General features: G+C 27.2%; 16 protein-coding genes. 5 read left to right on the top strand and 11 right to left on the bottom strand.

The window, feature by feature from the left end:
* Positions 1-990, bottom strand: a complete 990-nt coding sequence (gene trpS, locus JV175_RS02665) for a tryptophan--tRNA ligase (protein WP_205499296.1) — start codon at positions 988-990, stop codon at positions 1-3.
* A 201-nt stretch (positions 991-1,191) separates the two neighbouring features.
* Here trpS and JV175_RS02660 point away from each other — a divergent pair, with 201 nt between their 5' ends.
* The 3 genes from JV175_RS02660 to JV175_RS02650 are packed head-to-tail and all read left to right on the top strand — an operon-like array spanning position 1,192 to position 5,627.
* On the top strand, positions 1,192-1,554 hold the full coding sequence (locus JV175_RS02660) for a PTS glucose transporter subunit IIB (protein WP_205499294.1): 363 nt from the start codon (positions 1,192-1,194) through the stop codon (positions 1,552-1,554).
* 1 nt (position 1,555) lies between these two features.
* Entirely contained in the window at positions 1,556-4,780 is a 3,225-nt protein-coding gene (locus tag JV175_RS04405; protein WP_205499291.1) for an AAA domain-containing protein, read from the top strand.
* Positions 4,770-5,627, top strand: coding sequence for a hypothetical protein (locus JV175_RS02650; protein WP_205499287.1), 858 nt, complete (start codon positions 4,770-4,772; stop codon positions 5,625-5,627). Before JV175_RS04405 ends, JV175_RS02650 begins: the two co-directional genes overlap by 11 nt.
* A 34-nt stretch (positions 5,628-5,661) precedes the next feature.
* Here JV175_RS02650 and JV175_RS02645 read toward each other — a convergent pair whose 3' ends face one another.
* From JV175_RS02645 to mnmE, 3 genes are all read right to left on the bottom strand, one after another.
* The gene (locus tag JV175_RS02645) at positions 5,662-6,507 is read right to left on the bottom strand and encodes a DUF4299 family protein (RefSeq protein ID WP_205499286.1); all 846 of its coding nucleotides are present in this window, start codon (positions 6,505-6,507) and stop codon (positions 5,662-5,664) included.
* A 180-nt stretch (positions 6,508-6,687) separates the two neighbouring features.
* Positions 6,688-8,022: a 23S rRNA (uracil(1939)-C(5))-methyltransferase RlmD gene (gene rlmD, locus JV175_RS02640; RefSeq protein WP_205499283.1), complete on the bottom strand. Its 1,335-nt coding sequence runs from the start codon at positions 8,020-8,022 to the stop codon at positions 6,688-6,690.
* Positions 8,023-9,342: a tRNA uridine-5-carboxymethylaminomethyl(34) synthesis GTPase MnmE gene (gene mnmE, locus JV175_RS02635; RefSeq protein ID WP_205499279.1), complete on the bottom strand. Its 1,320-nt coding sequence runs from the start codon at positions 9,340-9,342 to the stop codon at positions 8,023-8,025.
* Between the two features lie 466 nt (positions 9,343-9,808).
* Between mnmE and JV175_RS02630 the strand changes: the two genes are divergently transcribed.
* Together JV175_RS02630 and JV175_RS02625 are read left to right on the top strand one after the other, a co-directional pair.
* Positions 9,809-11,920, top strand: coding sequence for a hypothetical protein (locus tag JV175_RS02630; RefSeq protein ID WP_205499275.1), 2,112 nt, complete (start codon positions 9,809-9,811; stop codon positions 11,918-11,920).
* Positions 11,920-12,816 (top strand): nucleotidyltransferase, encoded by an 897-nt coding sequence (locus tag JV175_RS02625; protein ID WP_205499271.1) that lies wholly within the window; start codon positions 11,920-11,922, stop codon positions 12,814-12,816. Before JV175_RS02630 ends, JV175_RS02625 begins: the two co-directional genes overlap by 1 nt.
* Here the strand turns inward: JV175_RS02625 and pip are convergent, their stop codons facing one another.
* The 7 genes from pip to asnS are packed head-to-tail and all read right to left on the bottom strand — an operon-like array spanning position 12,817 to position 21,322.
* A complete protein-coding gene (gene pip, locus JV175_RS02620) occupies positions 12,817-13,752 on the bottom strand; it encodes a prolyl aminopeptidase (protein WP_205499269.1) in 936 nt (311 codons plus the stop codon).
* Positions 13,752-14,600, bottom strand: coding sequence for a DegV family protein (locus JV175_RS02615; protein ID WP_205499268.1), 849 nt, complete (start codon positions 14,598-14,600; stop codon positions 13,752-13,754). Before JV175_RS02615 ends, pip begins: the two co-directional genes overlap by 1 nt.
* A complete protein-coding gene (locus JV175_RS02610; protein WP_205499258.1) occupies positions 14,600-16,108 on the bottom strand; it encodes an MHO_4530 family protein in 1,509 nt (502 codons plus the stop codon). The genes JV175_RS02615 and JV175_RS02610 overlap by 1 nt, the downstream gene beginning before the upstream one ends.
* 1 nt (position 16,109) lies before the next feature.
* Positions 16,110-18,296: an ATP-dependent helicase gene (locus JV175_RS04195; RefSeq protein WP_205499256.1), complete on the bottom strand. Its 2,187-nt coding sequence runs from the start codon at positions 18,294-18,296 to the stop codon at positions 16,110-16,112.
* Between the two features lie 18 nt (positions 18,297-18,314).
* Positions 18,315-18,980, bottom strand: coding sequence for an RDD family protein (locus JV175_RS02600; RefSeq protein ID WP_205499243.1), 666 nt, complete (start codon positions 18,978-18,980; stop codon positions 18,315-18,317).
* Positions 18,980-19,972 carry a glycosyltransferase gene (locus JV175_RS02595; RefSeq protein WP_205499235.1) on the bottom strand — a complete coding sequence of 331 codons (993 nt, stop codon included), beginning with the start codon at positions 19,970-19,972 and terminating at the stop codon, positions 18,980-18,982. Before JV175_RS02595 ends, JV175_RS02600 begins: the two co-directional genes overlap by 1 nt.
* A 6-nt stretch (positions 19,973-19,978) precedes the next feature.
* Positions 19,979-21,322, bottom strand: a complete 1,344-nt coding sequence (gene asnS / locus JV175_RS02590; protein ID WP_205499234.1) for an asparagine--tRNA ligase — start codon at positions 21,320-21,322, stop codon at positions 19,979-19,981.
* Positions 21,323-21,462 lie beyond the last annotated feature (140 nt).

Raw genomic sequence — 21,462 nt, 5'->3', positions numbered from 1 at the left:
TTAAAACCCCATTTTTTTCATTAATTCTTGTAATGTTTGGCTAGCAATGACTGAAGCTTTTTTTGCTCCTTGATGAGTCACTTCTTCAATCATTTCTAAAGCTAATTTATATTTTTGTTGAATGTCTTCAAGAAGATTTTTGACTTCCAACGCCACTTCTTCTTTAAATTCTTTGTAATTATGTTCTTTAAAGTATTCTTGTGCTTCTTGCAATGTTATTGATTTTAAAGAAGCATAAATATTTAATAAGTTTGTTACTCCTGGTTTTTCTTCCGAAGCATAAACTTTACCTTCTGAATCCGTCACTGCTTTCAATATTTTTTTATAAGCTTGTTGCGGATCTTCCAATAAATAAATCGTTCCTTTTGAAGTTCTGTCGCTTTTTGACATTTTTTTTGTTGGTTCTTGTAAATCTTTAATTCTTGAACCTACTTTTGGAACAAAAGCTTCAGGAACTTTTAAATTTGTTTTGTATTTATTATTAACTCTTCTTGCGATGTTTCTTGTTAACTCAACATGTTGGGTTTGGTCTTCACCAACTGGCACAACGTCAGCGTTGTAAAGCAAGATATCTCCAGCCATTAAAGTAGGATACATTAATAAACCTGTTGGTATACTTTCAGTTCCATTTCCTTGTTTTAAAGCCTTTTGCGATTTATCCTTAAATTGCGTCATTCTATTCAGTTCACCAAGCGTGGTTTCATTGGTTAATAATCACTGAATCATTCCATGTTCCATAACTTGAGATTGATAAAAAATGCTTGATTTATTTGGATCAAGACCACAAGCAAGATATAAAGCAACAACATCTTTTCTCGCTTTTGCTAATTCTTTAGGGTCATTGTCTCCTGTTGTTAACGCATGTAAATCAGCAACAAAATAGTATGCTTCATAGTCATTTTGTAAATCAATAAAGTTTTTTAAAGCACCTAAATAATTACCTAAAGTAAGTTCACCTGTTGGTTTAATTCCACTGATTAATTTTTTCATAAATACTCCAGAAATTAATAAAAATTAATATTAATAAGTAATATTATATATTACTCTATTACTAATGATTTAAATATCTATTTTTTACCGCGTTTTTTTTATTTTTCACTGAAAAAGTACTGAAAAAACCTGTGCTTACCATTTAATATATAAATATATTAATTTTGTGTCTATAATTTTATTTAATATTAAGGAGAAATTGTGACATTTAAAAACAAATTTAAGTATTACTTTTTACTAATAGCTTCTTTTGGTTTAATAAAACGAAAATGAAGAAAATATCGTCAAGAAGAAACTAAAAAATATCTTTCCGTCTCAAATAAGTTGGATTTTGACATTAAAACCTTAATCGGTTTGTTGGGTTCTAAGGAAAATATCACCAATGCTCAAGCGAGCCAGAAAAAAATTAAAATTAGTTTAAAAAACATCAAAAACGTTAATGTGGATGAAATTCAAAAACTTGAAGGTGTTAGTGGCTTATTTTTACAATCAAATGCAATAACATTAATCACAGGAAATAACGCAAAATATGTTGAAGAATTAATCAGTAAGGAAATAAATTAATATGGATAAAAATAATTATGATTTTTTGCTCACTAATCTTTTAGATATCAATAACAATGACTCTTCCCTTTATTGTTCGGTAGACAATGAAAAGTTTTTTGATATCTTTAAAATGAGTGGTGAAAAAACTTTTGAAAAAATTTGTTCAAGACATGACTTTAATATTCTATTTAATGAATTCGGACACAAGGATTTAATGGAAAAGGTGAGACTTTCTCAAACTCCTGAAGAAGTTTTTGCCCACTATACCGACTTCGATTTACAAGTACCCGAAGAATCGGTTGAAAAAATTCAAACTGACTTCGAACATGAAAGACAACAACTCGTTACATCCTTAGAAACCAGATTCCAAAAATCAATTACCAAATGAAAAAAAATATTAAAAAAAGCGCAAGACATTAACATTGAAACAAATATCTGACCTCTTCATGTTGGTTTCTTTTTTGTTGGTGTAAATACTGAAAAGAAAGAAATCTTTGCACCTTTATTTTTTAAAGAAGTAACAATTGAAGTCAAAAACTCTCAAGTTTACTTAAAATCTGCTTCTGAGGTTAAGGTTAATTCAAAACTTGTTGCCTTTTTACAACAATTTGGCTACTCTTTAGATACAACTTCATACGATTTCACAAACAAATCAATTTATGATGTTTATAACTATTTTAAAAATTCATGAAACAAAATTTTTAAAATACCTGAAAACTTTAAAGCTCAAATACCTAAAGTTACTGCTAATTTTCTTGATAAAAATATTGTTTTCCACGAAGGTTTAATTCTTGGATTTTTCAATGTATCAAGTGGTTACCTGTGAAATCAAATGAAAAAAATAATTGAGAATGACGAATTAGATGAAATTCTTGCAACAAACTTCAATAAAAACACATACCGTAATAAAGTGGATGATGTTATCTTTAATAAAAACTTTAAACTATTTAAAATTCAAAAAACAAATTTTTCACAAGATTGTGCAACAGTTAGTGCTCTATACCAAGATACTGTTATTTGAGGTCCTCCTGGTACTGGAAAAAGTCAAACCATTTCAAATCTTTTAGCAAATATTCTCTCAAGAGATAGAACCGCTTTAGTAGTTAGTCAAAAAAGAGCTGCTTTAGAAGTTTTAAGAACAAGATTAAAAGATCTTTCAATTTTCTGTATTTTTATCCTTAATGACAAAAATTTAAAATTAGATGTTTTCTATGATCCTCTTAAAAATTTCTTAAACAAAGTAGAAAACTTTAAAGATGTTGCTCCTGAAGATAATTTTGAAATAATGCCAAGAATTGCAAAAAGATATGTAGAGCTTGCTAGAGAAGTAAAAAATATTCCTGATTATGAAAACGTTATCAGCACTTACGGAACAATGTTTGCTGCTGAAATTAATCAAGAAACAATTGAAGATTTAAAACAATTAGATCCTTACTTAAAATACAATATAAATCCTTCTTCAAACGATTATGCTGAAATTGTTAAAGAATTGTATGAATTAAATCTTGAAAAGAAACAAAATGCTGTTTTCTCAATGATTAATTTCTATCCAAAAAACATTAAAGAAGCCGCTTCTTTAATTGCAAAAAATCCTAATTTATTAAAAATTGACATTAACGGAGCTATCAAAAATATTCACACAATTGATATTGATTCTCTTAAAAAAATTGATGAATTTTACAAATTTCAATTAAATAATAAGACAATGGAAATTAACTCTTCAAAAACATTAGCAAAAATGCTAATTAAAAGAACTGTTGATAAAATGTCTTCATTTACTGAAGAAGAACAAAAAGAATATCGTGATTTTGCTCTTTCTGTAAGAAGTGGAAATATGAAACCTTTCAAATTTTTCCACAGACACAAAAACATGATCAAAAAACTTTTCTCAATTATTGTTACAACACCAGACACTGACTTGTCAATGTGAAACAAAAATGAATTCGATTATGCTGTTTTAGATGAATCAAGTCAAATCTTCCTTGAAAAAGGAATTCCTATCCTTTACCTTGCTAAAAGAAAAATTCTTGCTGGTGATGATAAACAAATGCAACCAACTAAATGATTCAGTGCTTCATATGCAACTGAAGAAGATGATGATTTTGGTAATATTGAAAGTCTTTTAGATTATGCACTAGCTCGTGGTGTTTATAAAGTATTGCTAGATAAAAACTATCGTTCAAAAAGAGCCTCATTAATGACATTTAGTTCAAAATTGTTCTATGATTCAAAATTAGACGTTATTGATGATTACTTAATTGACAACAAAGAAAAAACTATTGAAGTTATTCAAACAGATGGTATTTGAGATAACTCACTAAATGAAAAAGAAGCTAATTTAGCAATTGAAAAAGTTCTTGAAAATATTGATAAATACAAAAAGGTTATTCTTCTTGTATTTAATGCCAAACAACAAGAATACATTTTTAATAAAATTTTTGCTGAATATCCAGAATTAGAATCAGCATTACAAGAAGATAGATTATCACTGAAAAATATTGAAAACATACAGGGTGATGAAGCTGATTTAGTAATAATTAGTGTTGTTTATGACGCAACAACTAACCTAAGTTCAACATATGTTGCTAGACCTGGTGGAAAAAATGCTTTAAATGTTGCTATTAGTCGTGCTAAAGAAAAAATGATTGTTATTAAGTCAATTTTTGCAGATGATATCAAATTAAACGAAACTTCTTCAAAAGATTTAATTGTTTTAAGAGAATGATTAAGATTTTTAGACCTTAATGAAACTAAAAAGAAAAATTATATTGATACAACGGTGCATGATGACTGAACAAGAACAACAGATATTGACACCAGTTTAACTGTCATTGATGAAATTTATAGAGGATTACAACCTTTGGTTAAAAAATATTCTGAAGTGTCAATCGAAGTAGAACATTCAATTGGAACAAAAAAAATAAGCATTGCGCTTGTTGAAGAACAAACAAAAAATATTATTGTTGGATTTATGATAGATGATTATCCATATGCTGGTGATGGTAAACAATATATCAAATTCTTTGATAAATTAAACTTCTTGTATTCAAAAAATTACCCTATCTTATTAGTTAGTGAAATAGATTGAAAAGTAAACAAAAAAGCAATTGTAGAAGATGTTGAAAATAGAATTAAAAAATACTTCGGATACACAGAAAATAAAATTCAAGAAATTACAATTCCACAAAATCAAGAAGTAACTCAAGAAATAGAATTAAGCGAGAACCCTTTTGATGAAATTTAATAACACATACAAAGAAGATGATTTCAAAAATTCTCCCGATGGTGAAGAATTACCAAAAACAAAAAAAATCCGTAAAAAATGAAACCCAAAACATTCTAAATGAATTTTCTTGGGTTTGGCAACAGCTTTTGTTGCTGGTATTACAATTGCTTCTGTTGTTTCCTACAAAAAAGATAAATTCTGACAATCATATGATTATAAGTTTAAGGTTTATAATCGAAAAGAAATTAATAACTTTATAACAATCACACCAAAACCTGAAGTCTCTACAATAACCGCAAAAGAATTTGTTCAAACATTTAAAAATAAAAGAGATATTCACTCAGATTTTGTTTCTAAGTTTTTTAGTATTGATGCAAAATTCGAAACAAATTCTAATCTTAAAGCAAGATTTTACAACCTTGTTTTAGATGTTTCGAACAATATCGTTTTATTAACAATTCAAATAAATAATAATTCAAATAAAGAAATAAAAATTTTTGATGTTGAATTTAAAGGTTTTAAAGAAACAAAAAAAGAATTTATTGATAATAATGATTTAAATTTTGTGAAAGATATTACATTCACGCCAAAAAACAAAGATCAAAACAATGAAATTATTATTGGTGAATTAAACAAAATCTCTGACCCTGAGCAAAGAACAATAAAATTTTTAGATTACTTTTTAGTTAAGGGTGTAAAGTATGGATATTCAATTTTTGTTGGAAATGATTCATTACAAAAACCAAATGGTGAAGTAATAGTCAATTTCTTACCATGAACTCTTTTTCCCGGTGAAAAAGAAGAATATTATATTAGAAAAACCGCAGAAAAGTCTTTTGAAATTAACAGCAATACAAATAATTAAAATAAACGAAAAGTTGACACAAATGTCAACTTTTTTACATGTTTTCACCATATTTTTCAATTAATGATTTCATTTCATCTATATTTAGTTCAATTATAAATCTCTGAGCATCATGTTTTTTAGTTGTGTCTATGTTTTTTAAAAACTCTTCGTAAGCAATCATTCCAAAAACTTCTTGTTTTTCCACATCAAAGAAACATATTTTAAATTTTGAGACATTGTTTTCTTTATCGATAAAGAAATCTTTCTGAAATGGAAGTGAAGAAGGAATTTCGTTTCCTAAGGTGTAAAATGCAACTATTTCGTTGTTTTTTGATGTTAAGAACGGTTGTGCATAATAAACATCTATAGATTGAACTTCATGTAGATAATTTTCATATTCTTTTCAATCTTTAGAACATTTTTTTGCCTCTTCAATCCCTAACGATACAATATGTTTTGCTCCATAAATATATACTGTATTATCACCGTCTGATTGAGTTATGGATTCTTCCAAAAGATATAAATTTTCTTTATGAATCCCTTCAACTATTTCTTTTAAACCATCTAAAAAACTAATTTCAATTTTTTTATCGTCAAAATGAACGTTCTTTGCACCTGTAATTTCTATGGTTTTTTTAATTAATTCAAACATTAAATCAATATCTCTCTTTGTTGATGGAACATTGTTTATAAAAGATAATTTTGATTTTTCTTTTACAATTCCGATTCCACGACCTATTTTATTTTTATCATAAAAAATGGTTGGGGAACCGAAAGCCCCCTCCTCTAAACGATATTCATTATCATAATATCCGAACTCAATATCTTCGGAAGCTAATTGTTTTATATCAAATTCTTTCTTTTTAGAACCTAAATCTATAGTAAAACGTAGTGACATATTTTTTTTAGATATATTAAGCTATATATCTTTTTTTAACTCCTTTAAATTTTAAACTTTTCTTTTCATATTTTAATTATACGGCTTACTTTTTTCAAGCATTAAAAAGAGCTGTTTTTTATTGTTTGTATTTATTAAAAAACAACGGTTCACTTACCGTTGTTTGGATTATTTTTAGTTTTAATCTTCTTTTTTTATTAAAAAAGTTACTGTTTCAATATGATTAGTTTGTGGAAACATATCGTGGTTTTGGATAAAAACTACTTCATAACCAATTTTTTCTAATTTTACTAAGTCCCTTATTAAGGTATGAGGGTTACAACTTATATATCCTAATTTTTTTGGTTTAACAAAATCAATTGTTTTTATAAAATCATCAGTTATGCCTGATCTTGGGGGATCCATGACAATGCAAGAAAAATTCATTTTATTTTGTTTTTTTAATTCTTTTATTGTTTTATCAACATCACCACAATAAAAATCAACATTAGGAATATTATTAATTTGTTTCGAGTTAATAGCGTTTTGGATTGATGCTTCAGAAATATCTATTCCAATAACTTTTTGAGCTTTTTGAGCCAAAAAAGAAGTAATTGTACCAGTACCACAATAAGCGTCTAAAACAATGTCATCTGTGTTTAATTCTAATTTTGAAACAAGGTTTTCAAACATTGAAACCGCTTGATATTTATTAACTTGAAAAAATGCATTTCATAAAATATCAAATTTAAAATTTTTTAATTTTTCTGTAATGTAATTTTCTCCAAAAATATTCTTTCATTCAACACCTAACAAATCATCTTTGTTTTTTAAATTTTTTATATTGTGCATTATTGACTGAATATAAGGAAATTTTTCTTTTAAAGAATTCAAAAAATCAGTGTTAATTTTATTTTTACTCTTAGTAACAAAAATTACTTGAGTTGCATCATTTTCTTCCGAATAACGCAGTGCAATGGTTGTTATCTCAGTTTCAAAAGTGAAATTATTGATATTAAAAGATATTCACTTCAAAATATCGTTGATTTTTTCGTTAGCTAATTTATAATCTTTGATTTCAATTATCTTGTGAGAATTTCTTCTTAATAAACCCATTTTATAGATTTTTTGTTTTTCTAAAAAAACAACAACTTTATTACGATAGTGTCATTGTTTTTTTGAAGGAACAATTGGTTTAGAAAGTTCTTTATTTAATTGTCTTTTTAATAAATAAGAAACAACATTATCTTTAAATTTCAATTGCTCTTCATAAGGTAAGATAGCAAGAGGGTTAGCACCCGTTTTCATTAAATCATCATTAAAATCAAGGGTTCTTAGGGGTGATTTTTTGTGCAATTTATCAATTTCAGCAAAAGCGTATTTAGAATTTGCTTTTGTTATTTTTATATCCGCTTCTTCACCTTCTAAAAGTCCATAAACAAAAATAGAATAAGTTTCTTTTCTAATAGCACCCATTCCTTCATATGTGTATTCTGAAGCAATTTGATTTTTTAAAATTTGTCCAATTGTATACATTTATTTCCCTAAACAGAAATTGCAAAAAATTGTGTCTAATAAATCTTCTTTTGAATTTTTACCCAAAATATCACCAATACTCATTCATGCTTCTGTTAAATCAACAATAACAACCTCTGGCCCAAAACCGTTTTTTAAAGCCTCTAAGCAGTCTTTTAAGTTTGAATGAGCCTTTTTAACTAAAGCCAATTGGCGTGCGTTATAGATTAAATCTGGGCTATTTAAGTCAATTTCTTTATAAACATTTTTTAAAGCAGAAATTAATTCATCAATATTTTTATCTTTTGCTGAAATTTTTATTTCATTAGGATTATTAAAACCTGATACATCCACTTTATTAAAAACCTGAATATAATTTTTGCTTTCAGATAAATTCTTAATCAAATCATCTTCTTTGTTTGCTATTTTTGTTGTGTCCAGAATATGTAAAACAATATCGCTTTGGTTAATAACTTCTTTAGCTTTATCTATTCCTATTTTTTCAATCTTGTTTTCTGTTTCTCTTATTCCCGCTGTATCTATTAATTTAAATAAAACTCCATCAATTTGAAAGCTTCCTTCAACAATATCTCTTGTTGTTCCTTCAATATCAGTAACAATTGCTTTATTTTCATTTAACAAAGCATTAAGAAGTGAAGATTTTCCGGCATTAGGTTGTCCGACAATTGCAATCTTTATTCCTTCAAATATTTTTTGCGCATCTTTACTTGTTGTTAAGATACTTTTCATTTGTTTAAGAAGATTTTTAACTTTAGGAATTATAGTTATGTTATTCAGTTCTTCAATGTCTGTCATTTCGGGATAATCAATATTTACTTCACAATGACCAATTAACAACCCCAAATCCTTTAGAAAGTCGTTCATTTTTGTGGATAATCTCGAGTCAAATTTTTGAATTGAAAGAGTTGCTTGTTTTTCAGTTTTGGCGTGAATTAAATCATTAATAGCCTCTGCTTTAATTAAATTTATTTTTCCATTTAAAAAAGCTCTTCTTGTAAATTCTCCAGGATATGCTAATCTCGCACCCTTACTTAAAATAAGTTGCAAAATCATGTTTGTAACAACAACACCACCATGGGCATTAATTTCAACAGTATCTTCACCTACATAATTTTCTTTACCAGGGAATCAAGAAACCAAAACTTCGTCGATAACTTTTTCATCATCAACAATATACCCAAAAGTTATTTCTTTATTTTTTCCTTCTTTACCTTTAAAAATTTTTTTAATTATTTCAATTGCTTCTGGTCCACAGATTCTTATTAAAGAAACTGCTTGGTTTATTTTTCCAGAACTAATAGCAGCTATTGTATCTCACATAATATTTAATATTATATATTTATTAATTATTTTATTTATCAGTTTTTAATATTTGTTTTTCGTTTTTTATTTTTTTAAATTAATAATTTTAATAACATGTGTAAATTAATGTAAATAAATAAAAAAAAGTCTGTATATAAGATTCTTTTTATTATTTTTAAAGTGTAGTGAAAATGTCTTTAATTAAAAGTTATAGACATTGTTTAAAAAAACAAAAAGTTCAAATTATGAGATTTTATTAAATAAAACATAGTAAAAAAATATTAATTTATAATTTAAAGAATAATTACAAGGAGATAATATGTCGTGAGTGCAGAAGTTTAAAAAAAATATTCAATTTGGAACTAATGTTAATAGAAGCCCTTTTTTACAAAAAAAATCGACTTTTTTTGGGAATTTATTGAGAGCGTTGGTTTTACCATTGGCTTATTTAACTGTCGTTTCTATTTTTGGAACAATAGTTTATATGATAAAAGAAGACAATATTTTAGATGCTACATCAGTTATTCAAATTAAAAATTTAAATACTCTTTATTCAATTAGCCAAGTTCTTTTACAACTCTTTCCTGTTGTTGTTTCACTTTGTGTAGCGATAACTTTTTCAAAAAATTATGTTTTAAGTAGTCTCAGTGTTCTAATTTCTTGATTGATTTTTATTCTTGTTCAATCTTTATTTATTTATAAAGCAGAAAACGGGTTTAATTTTCTTTTTTATAAAGGAATAAATTCAGCGTATATTAGTACTTTTTTAAACTCTTCCTATTTATATAATGTTTCTCCTAATATAATTGTCGGTCTTATAATTGGATTCCTAACATCTACTGTTATTAATAAAATGAGTGATAAAAAAATCTTTACTTGATTTAATTTTAATCGCAGCATAATGTTTTTCTTACCTGTTATTTTTGTTGTTATTAGTATTTTTTACTTAATGATTGTTGGTGGTATTGCAAAAGGAATGACTAGTTTAAAAAACTCAAATTTCATAAATAATTTATCATCATCGTACATCGTCGGTTTTTTAGAAAAACTACTGCTTCCCCTTGGTATGAATTCTTCTATTTTGAATGATTTTAATTCAATTCATTTTGATATTAATCAAAACATTATTTTAAAACAAGGGACTGAAACTTTTTATGTTTATAAACTTGGTGAATTAACTAATTTTGGTAACCCATTAATATATGCTGACGTTTTTCAAAATTCGAGTTTAAAAATAGAAAACAAAGAAACTCTATATGACTTATTTTTAAAGCATTTTTCTTCTAAAGAAATGTTTATAAACCCTGAGCTTTCAAATTCAATAATATTCAACATTCATCAATTATCTCCAATGAAAACAATGATTGCAAAAAGTGAAGTATTTTTCACATTCAAGGATTTAAAAAATAATTCAATAATGGGAATTTATAGTTTAGGTAATTTAATGAATTCACTTTTCTTCGTACCTTTAATCGGAGTATTTATTATTTATTTTGCTGATAAATCTGAAAAAATGTTTGCTTTCCAAGTTGTAATAATGTCAATCATTGGATCATTTCTGTTAGGTACTCAATATACTTTGATCACAATTGTTTTATTCTCATCACCTTTAATTTATTTTGTAATATTCGTTCTTTTATCACCGGTATTCCAAATTCTAATGGTCAAAATCGGTATAACTCTAGAAACTCAAAATGGTGGAATTGTTGAATTAATAAGATTAGGTATTTCTTCAAATAAAAGAATTTTTGAATCAGGAATAGGATTCTTATTGCTTGTTTCAATAATTTCAGCTTGTTTGTTTTCAGTAATTTACTTTTTAGGATTGAAAAAAATGGCTATTTATACACCTGGTCGCGGAAACTGTATCTCATCATTTATTAGAGAAGAATATCAAAAAGAAAATAATTATGTTATCTTTCACAAAGACAAACAAGACGATTTTGTAACAAGAGAATATATAATTGATGATTTTTTAGTAAATCCCTTAGAAAATTCAAAAAGTAAAAATGAAATTAATATCAATACTTCTAACAATAAAGAAACTCAATTATTTGAAGTAAATCCACAAAAATCCACAACAGAATTAATAGAAGTAATGGATTCGCAAACAAATAAAATTCAAATGAAATCTTTTGAATCTCAATGTGAAGAAATTGAATATTTGGGTGTGTATTCACCAGTAAACGGTTTTTTAGAAACAATTAACATTTCTTCTTCAAGATTAATGATGGATCCAAAAGATAATAATGTGTATAGCCCTGTTTCGGGAATTTTAAAATTTATTTCATATCAAAAAAATGAATTTATTTTTAAACATAAAAATATTAAAATTCACCTTGAAATTCAGTCACCTGATACAGAAATAGACTGATCAAAACTTATTAAACAAAGTTTTATTAAAGAAGGACAAGAAGTTGAACAAGGTCAAGTTCTAGTTTCTTTAAACAAAAAACAAAAAGAAAATTTAAGTGGAGTTTATGCAAAAATTTCATTGCTGGATTTTGATGAAACTAAAACAAAAAACACAAAAAATATTTCTAAAACAAATTTATCAAATGAAGACGTTTTATTTTTGTTAGAAAGAGTTAATTAATGTCTGTTGCAATAATAGCTGAATACAATCCATTTCATAATGGTCATATCTACCAACTACAGGAAGCTAAAAAACGTTTTCCAAACGAAAATATTTATATAATTCTTTCCGATAATTTCACTCAAAGAGGTGATTTTAACGTTTTGGATTTTGAAAAAAGAAAACAATTAGCTCTTGAGTATGGGGCGACAGGAGTTATAAGAATGGACTTTGAGTCTTCCACTCAAGCTGCACACATTTTTGCTCAAGGAGCTATTGATTTAGTTAATAAAAATAAAATAGATAAAATTTTTTTTGGTAGTGAAACGGCAGATATCCAAAATTTCTATAAAGCAGCACAAACGCTCAAACATCAAAAAGCTGAATATAATAAACTTGTAAAACAATGATTGAAGCAAGGTTATTCTTTTGTAAAAGCATCGTCAGAGGCTCTAAAAGCACTCAACGGACAAGAGTTTGTTTTACCTAATGATATTCTTGGTTTAGAGTATGTAAAAGCAATTGTCGAAAACGATTATCCAATTGAAGCTTTTTGCTTGCAAAGAACAATTCCTTTTCATTCAGAAACAACTTTTAACGAATTTGCAAGTGCTTCATATTTGAGAGAAAAAATTTATAAAAAAGAAGATGTTTCTAAATACTCACCAGTAATTTTTGAATCGGTTCCAGATAGGCTTTCAAATCATTGAAACGAAATTAAAGATAAAATAACTAACTGAGAGGCACAAAAAATAGCTTCGATAAAACTTGTTAGCGAAGGAATAGAAAATCTATTTAAAAAGCAAATTAATTGCGAAACAATGGAAGAATTTATTGATCGTTGTACCAGTAGAAGATATACAAAAAACAGAATTCAAAGAATTCTGCTTTATATTTATTTAGAAATTTTTAAGTAATTATAAAACATATTTTGTTTTTATTTTTTCCATAGTTTCTAAAAGAGCTTTGGCAATACCTTTTTCACGTGAAGAGTGTCCGGCACCTTCAATAATTTGAAAATCAACATATTTAAAATATTTTGATAATTCATAAGCGGAAGAAACTCTACAGTCCACATCGTAACGACCATGAATAATAGTTGCTGGAATCATTTTGATTTTGTCCATATTTTGAATAATTTGATTTTCTTCAATAAAACATTTATTAGCAAAATAATGTGTTTCCAGTAAAGAAAAATTAATTGTATCTTGAACTCTAGGTATATCGACAGGATCTGGCAAAAGAGTAACTAAACCCATTTCTCAGTCTGCTCACTTTTTAGCAGCTTGATATGAAACCCTGATGTCAGGGTTTTTTATTTTGCTATAGTAAAAATCAATTAATTGTGTTACATCTGTTGTTTTTGCATATTTTGAAAATGTTTCGTATTCTCTTGTAAAGAATGTTGCTGCACCATTCTTACCATATAGTCACTCAAGATCTGATTGACGACATAAAAAGACACCTCTTAAAACAAGTTCCAAAACATTATGTGTGTGTTTTTGAGTATAAAGAAGTGAAAGTGTGGTTCCTCATGAACCACCAAAAACAACTCATTTTTCAATTTTTAGGGTTTCGCGGATAGATTCCATATCACTGATTAAATCTTGAGTTGTATTGTTTTCAATGTTTGCACTTGGAGTACTTAAACCACAACCTCTTTGATCAAAAAGAATAACAAAATATTTTTTAGGATCAAAATATTTTGTATCTGTTTTTGATGTTCCGCCGCCGGGTCCACCGTGAACAAAAATTACTGGTATACCTTTTTTATTTCCACTGGTTTGAAAGAAAATTACATGCCCTTCTTTTTCAATTTGATACTCTTCAAATTCTTCGTGTGTATAAAACATTATATTTTTTTAGAAACTCCGATTGAGATTGAATCAATTCCAGCATGTATCATTGTTGAAGCTGAACCAAGAGCAATAAAAGAAGGAACGATATTGTGTTTTGCCAAAATAGTTTTTGCATCTTCAACAATTTGTCCATCTCCTGTTTGGATGATTCAGAAATTATAAAATTGAATATTTTTATCCCCGCCAATAAAATCTAATAATTTTTCGACAGTTTTTTGAATAGAAAGTTTAACTGTTCTTTTAACACCATCAAAAGTTACACCTTCATTATTTTTGAGAATAGGAACTAATTTTAAAGATGTCATTAAAACTTTTTTATATCCTTTTAATCTTCCACCCTTAATAAAAGGATTTAAAGAAACAGGAATAATATAGTTTAAAGATGATTCATTATATTCTTTTAAAAACTGAATAACTTCTGTGTCGCTAGCACCGTTTTCAAGCATTTCTTTTGCTCTTTTAGCAGCTATAATATACTGTTTAGCATTGAAATTATTACTGAAGATAATGAATTTTTCTTCGCCAATTCCTTGAGAAATAGTTTTTAAAAAACTATATTCACTTGATAAATTTTCATTAATTGTTAAAACCAAAACTTTATCATAGTTCTCATAAGCGTATTGCATCACCTCTTCCATTTTAAAATAAGGAGGTAATGAGGTTTTAGCTTCTTTATTATTTCTTAAATGCATTAAAACTTCGGGTCCTTCAATATCATAACCCTCTAAATAATTCTTCCCATCAATATTTAATTGAAGCGGTAAGAGAAGAAAGCCTTCGCTTTCTAATTCTTTAGCGGTAAAACCACTGTAAGAATCAAGTATTACACCAATTTTTTTCATTATTTTTCTCCTTTAGTGTAGTAAAAGTTTTCATTAATTTTAGATAGTTTATAAAAATCTTTAACAACATTTAAATTTTCTAAAACAACATTTATTTTATTATTTTTACAGAAATTTAATATATTGGCTATTTCTAGAAAAATTTCATTATTATTAATTTTATTCATGAATGTTTTTGAAATAAAGATATATTCAGGTTTTACCTCGTTTATTAATGTAAAAAAGTTTTCATTAATAAATTCCAAACCAATTGAAATTTTGAAGCCAATATTTTTTGTTTCATCAATTTTTTTATACAAAGTTTTTACATTGGATAAGACAGATAAATAAATTACAAAATGCTGATTTATTTTGTTAACATTGTTTTTAATCTCTTCTTCTTTAAACAACATAAATTCATAATCTTTCATGACTATAAATTCAAATTTCTTGTCATCAGTTTCAAAAGGAAATATCCTATTAATCATTTCATTCTTTAGCGATGAAACGTTAATTAAATGCTCATCTGAAGAATCACCATTAGAAACCTTGAAACTGTGAAGTATTGAATGAACATTAGATTCTTGATTGAGTATTTCTTCTTGAATATCAACAAATTTCCTTTTTAAAATCAAATTGCAATTCTTTTTATAAAGCGAATCAAAATACTCAATTTTTTCTTTAGCGAAATCACCAAAGTTAAGTTCAGAAAAAGATCTTTTTTCAGAGGCTGTATAAGAAAGGAAATCAAAAAGTTTTTGTCTTGTTTGTTCTAAACCCTGAAAGTTAAAATTAGGCTTTACAAATAAAACGCTTGTTGCGAATTTTTTGTCAAAAATATCTCGCATTGTTTTTTGATATTTTTCAAAGATTTTTGTAAGTTCTTTTTTATCTTTAGACACAACATGTAAAGCTACACAATTACTCTGTCTGGATAAAGCGAATTTAACATTTTTTGTTTTGTGTAATCTTTTATAGATTTCTGTTAAAAGTTCAGGTCTTTGAAAAAACTTTAAATCTTCTAAGAAATAAATAATTGAAAAACTTTCCTTAAGTTCTGAGTATGCGAAAGGTTTTTTTAAAAGAAAGATTTTAGTTTTTGTATTATTTTTTTGAAGATTTCAGCTAAAAAAAGCAATCTTGGATTTTTCTTGTAAAAAGAAACTTAATTGATATTTTTTTTGTTTAAGTCCATTTTGTGAAATATTAAGAATCATTTCAATATTTCTCTGATTATCTCAGTTTTTAATTGTTTTTAAGAAAAGGTTTTTTGATTCTTCGTCAAACATTTTGGCAAAATCATCAAATGAAATTCAAGCTCCATGAACAAAATCATTATTTTTAAAAATGTTAACTTGATTTAATTTTTTTGTGTTGTTTGTAACCGTTTTTATTCTATTTTGTTCCAGGTCAATATTTAATGACATTGTACCAAAAGACGAGCTACTAATTTGTTTTGATACAAATATTAAAACAATGAGAACAATACATGAAATTATTAATAAACTTAATCCAAAATATATAAACATACTATTCTTTTCTTCTTATTGAAGCATGATTTTTAGTCAAACTTTTTACATTACCTTCTGAATCAAATTTTACTTTGATTATTTCACCTTGAACTTCAAGAACAACACCTTCTCCAAATTTTGAATGAACAATTCTATCTCCTTGAATAATTCTGTCGTTTTCGTGAATTTCTTGTCCATTAGCAAATGTACTTGCAATGCTAATTCCTTTCGAAATTCCTCTTCCTTTAATTCCTGCTTCAGAAATGAAACGACTTTCTTCATTTTGTCTAGCCGTTGAAAAACTTAAGAAAAGTTTCTTTTTAGCTCTTGTAAAAGCAACATAAGCAAGTCTTCTTTCTTCTTCGATAAGTTCAATGTTTTCAACATCTAATCTTTTTGGCGCAGAACCAAAAATTGTTGGCTTTTCTCCTTTTGGAGTTATTGATCTAAAGTGTGGGAATATTTTTTCTGCAAGACCAGCTATAAATACATAATCAAACTCTAAACCTTTTGCATTGTGTACTGTCATCAATGATACTGAACTTGAAGGATCTCCACCTGTTTTGTCATCACCAAGAATTGCAATCTCTTGTAAATATTCTGTAATGTCACGGTTTTTATTCTTTTCTTCTCATGTTTCAATGGCATTAAGAAGTTCGGCGAAATTTTCTTCTTTTGACTGAATTTGTTCTGGTTGTAATTTTAATTTTTTAAAGTAACCAACTTTTTCAATCATCAGTTTTTTAATCATCTGCGATACTTTCATTTTATCTTTGATGATTTTACTTTTTCCCCAACGAACAATATTTACAAAGTCGGCCAATCCTTCCATTGTTTGTCTACTTAGTCCCAACTGTGAATAAATTTCTTTAAATTTATCTTCTAGTGCTTGAAACATTGACATATTATTTGAGAAAGCAAAATCTGAAAGTTTTCTTACAGTTTCTTTACCAATTTTACGTAAAGGCTTGTTAATTACTTGTTGCAAGGCAATATCATCAGGAATAAAAATCATTCTTAGATAAGCAATAGCGTCTTTAATTTCTTCTCTTTCGTAGAAACGAATTCCACCAACAACAAGGTGATTTGTACTTTCACTAATTAATTGCTCTTCAATTGCACGAGAGTAAGAATTTGTACGATAAATAATTGCGATATTTTTTAATTGAACACGATTTCTTTTAAGATCATTAATTTTTTTACTAATTCATCTGGCTTCTGCTTCGTCACTAAAACCACAATAAAATTCAATATCTTCTCCATCTTCATTTTCGGTAAATAATTTCTTTTCAACTCTTAAAGAATTATTAGAAATTAATTTATTAGCAGCATCAAGAATTTTTTTAGTTGAACGATAGTTTTGTTCAAGTTTAATTGTTTCTTGGTTTGGGAAGTCTTTTTGGAAATTAATAATGATATTAATATCGGCATTTCTTCATGTATAAATTGTTTGATCAGGATCACCAACAATCATGATATTTTGTTTTTTAGCAAGAATTTTAACAATGTCATACTGAACATGACTGGTATCTTGAAATTCATCTACTAAAACATAATCAAACATGTTTTCTCATTTATGTCGGATATTTTCGTGTTTTTCATTGTAGAAAAGATCGTGAACAAAGACTAAAAGATCATCAAAATCTAAGCTTTTATATCTTTTTAAATATTGAACGTAAGCATCATAAATTTCTGGTCTTAAGTCATCTTCTTCAGCTAATTCTTTACTATGTTTAGGTTTTCTAAGATTTGTTTTTTCATTTGAAATAAAAGCTAATGAAGAACTAATACTGTATAAATCTGAGTCAACGTTTAATTGATCATAAACCATTTTTAAAATTTGTTTTTGTTCTGATTCATCAATGATTTTGAAATTATTTGGATATTCCATATTGTGAATCTCGTATCTTAAAATTTTTGTACAAAGAGCGTGAAATGTTGAAATTATTGGTCTTTCACCTTCAAAACCCACAAGATTTAAAACTCTTTCCAACATTTCGTCAGCAGCTTTTTTAGTAAAGGTAACTGCAAGAATTTTTGCGGGATTCATATTAAGTTCTTTAATAAGGTAAGCAACTTTTGTTGTTAGAACTTTAGTTTTTCCACTACCAGCACCCGCAATTAGTCTAAGTGGTCCTTGTGTATGTAAAATAGCTTTTCTTTGTTCGCTATTTAATTCATCAATGTGAAGTGTATCTGTATCCATTGCTTCTCCTTTAGTGTATTAGTATTTAAAATTGATGTTAGGCATTTTTCTAACAACGGGTTTTAACTTATTCTTGTTTCACTCATCAACAACAATTGTTTCAAACTTGTTGGCGTAAACAGTATAAGAATAAGAAAAAGTATCATTTCAACCAACTCTTGAACTTTTAGCGTTTGAAATAATCATCATTCAATTGATTATTGCGGTAAGGGCGCTCAATGTCAATGGAATTGTCACAAAAATTCTTTGAATTCAGTTGAGTTGATTAATATTTTGCTTGTTTGTTTTTAAGACTAAAACAAAAGTATCTTTACTGATGAAAATCATTCAGCAAGCAAAAACGATAATTCATAAAACAGCAAAAAGTAATTGTCTTTTTAAAACGGTTTTTCATAAAGGATCTTTTTTGTGTTTTGAAACGATTTTTAATCTAAAACAAAGAAGACCCAGTGTTCTTCCTTTTGTTAAAATGGGAAGTAATACTCAAATAAATGCGTCTGTAATAATTATTAGTGACAGTCATAAATAATAAAAACCTTCACTTTTAAAATCTTTTGTTTTGTTATCAAAAACAATAAAGCTAAAAGCGAAAACAATAACCATAAAAATAAAAAGATCTATAAGAGTAGCTAAAAATCTTGGTCAAAAACCAGCTTTTTTATTAGTTGTTATTGTTTTTGTCATTATCAAACTTTGTGAAAAATATCGCTTCAGTATTGTTCATCAGCCAGTTTAGGGTCTAAATAAAGATTATGGGCATATTGAACAAAGTATTTATTTTTTTGGATGTCAGTATTGGTTTCGTATAAATTTTTCAGTTCTTTTGTAAGCAACTCTTTAATGTTTTGAGTTTTAAGCTGTTTTCCCAAAACAATAAACATTTTTCATTTTTTAATAAAACCAATGTAACCAGCAAGAAATATTTGGTAATGAATCAGTTGTGCAACTTTTAATGCGTCTTGAGTATCCGAATCCTTGTCTTCAAAAATTTTTTTAATGGTTTTTCATTCGTTTATAAATGTTTTAATATTAAGGTTTGAAAGCTGATAATTTCAGTCTCTAGTTTCAATATTGTTTGTATAGTAGTATGTTTTTGCTTCGTGGAAGGCTTTTAAAATAATATCAACTGAGTATTGTTTGTTAGATGATTTGAGTGTTTTTCAGTCATTGTAAGTATTCAATAATACTTCTTTTTTGAATATTTTATTAAATAAAACAGGTGATGTGTATGTTAAAGGAAGGGGACTTATTGTTAGATCAAATAATTTATTAGAAAATGGTTTGTTAGGTGAGTCATATTTTACAAGACCACGATATATTGCTTTAACTTCAATAATATCTGGAGTATTTTTAGAAATAATTTTTAAAACTGTCTTTGTAAAATCTTCATCAATTTCTACCCCTGAACAAAGAACAAAAACATAGTCTTTATTAGTTTTTAATAAAGCTTCATAAATTACTTTGTTTAAAGGTTGATGTTTTGAGTTAATTATTAATTTGATTCTGTCTTTTCCAAGAAGGTTAATTGTTTGATTAATTGATTGAAGGTGTTCATCAGTTGGTTTGTCAATGTAAAAAGAAATTGAAAAATCCTGATTTTCTTGTTTAAGTAATTGTCTTACAATTTCGTCAACGGTATTATCTGGGTTATAAATAGGTACAATAAATTCTAACATCGCAACCTACATCTTTAAGTTTCCGGTTGTTCTTGGATAAGGAATTACATCTCTAATATTTGACATACCTGTTACATACATAACAAGTCTTTCAAATCCAATACCAAAACCAGCAGATTGGGCATCACCGAATCTACGTAAATCTAAATATCATTGAAGTGGTTCAATGTTCATGTTTGTTTCTTTCATTCTTGCAATAAGTCTGTCGTATCTTGTTTCCCTTTGGCTTCCACCAACAAGTTCTCCAATACCTGGAACAAGTAAGTCAAAAGCTGCAACGGTTTCATTGTCATCATTTTGGTGCATATAGAAAGCTTTAATTTGTTTTGGGTAATTAATAACAGCAACGGGTCCACCAATATATTCTCCTGAAAGGAATTTTTCGTGTTCACTAGCAAGATCAACGCCAAAACTAAAATCTTTTTCTTCAAAAAGTTCTTTATTTTGTTCAAGAACTTTTAAAGCATCACGGTATTCAAGCACGCTCAATTTTGTGTTAACAAAGTCATTTAATTTTTCTAAAAGATCTTCTTTAACGTTTTTTACTAAAAATTCAAATTCTTGTGGATGTTTTGCAATAGTATTTTTAATAACTGTTTTAACTAAATCATCTGCCAATTCGATAGCTTTGTGTAAGTCATAAAAAGCACATTCTGGTTCAATCATTCAGAATTCAGCTGCATGACGAGAAGTGTGACTCATTTCCGCTCTAAATGTAGGCGCAAAAGTATAAACATTTTTGAACCCCAATGCGTATGACTCGGCATGTAATTGTCCTGTAACTCCCAATGTTGCCTTTTGTTTAAAGAACATATCTTCATTTTCATCATCAACAACAAATAATTCTCCAGCACCTTCACCGTCATTTGATGTAATAATTGGACTATTTACATAAACGAAATCATGTTTTTGAAAATAAGCGTGAACTTCTTGTGCAAGTGTTGAACGGATTAACATAACAGTTCTTAAAATGTTTGTTCTATGTCTTAAATGTGGAACTTCTCTTAAAAAGTCTAAAGTTGTTTCTTTCTTCTGAATTGGGTAATCTTCATCAACATTAGCAAGTAATTCAAATTTTGAAGCTTTTAGTTCAATTGGTTGTTGTGCTTGTGGAGTATGATGCAACATTCCTTCCACAAAAACAGCAGCACCAGTTTTAACGTTTTCTAGTTTTTCTAAATCTAGGTTTTCAGCACTTAGAACAACTTGTAAGTTTGCGACAGAACTACCATCATTAATTGCAAGAAATTTAATTTTTTTGTTTCCACGCAGAGTAGAAACTCAAGCTTTAATTGAAAAACTTGTTTGATCAAATTTTTCTGGGTTTTGTAATAGGGTTTTAATTGTCATATTTTTCCTTCTTTTTAAAATACGTATATATTCTAATTTTAACAAATAAGGTATAAAAGACTAATAATAAGGTTTAAAAAAGGAATTAATTATTCTATCAAAAAACTATCTGAATGCAAGCAAAAAATATAAAAAAAGCA

It is taken from the genome of [Mycoplasma] gypis, from assembly GCF_016924775.1.
Lineage (GTDB): Bacteria > Bacillota_I > Bacilli_A > Mycoplasmatales > Metamycoplasmataceae > Metamycoplasma > Metamycoplasma gypis.
This window is presented reverse-complemented; position numbering and strand designations above follow the sequence as displayed.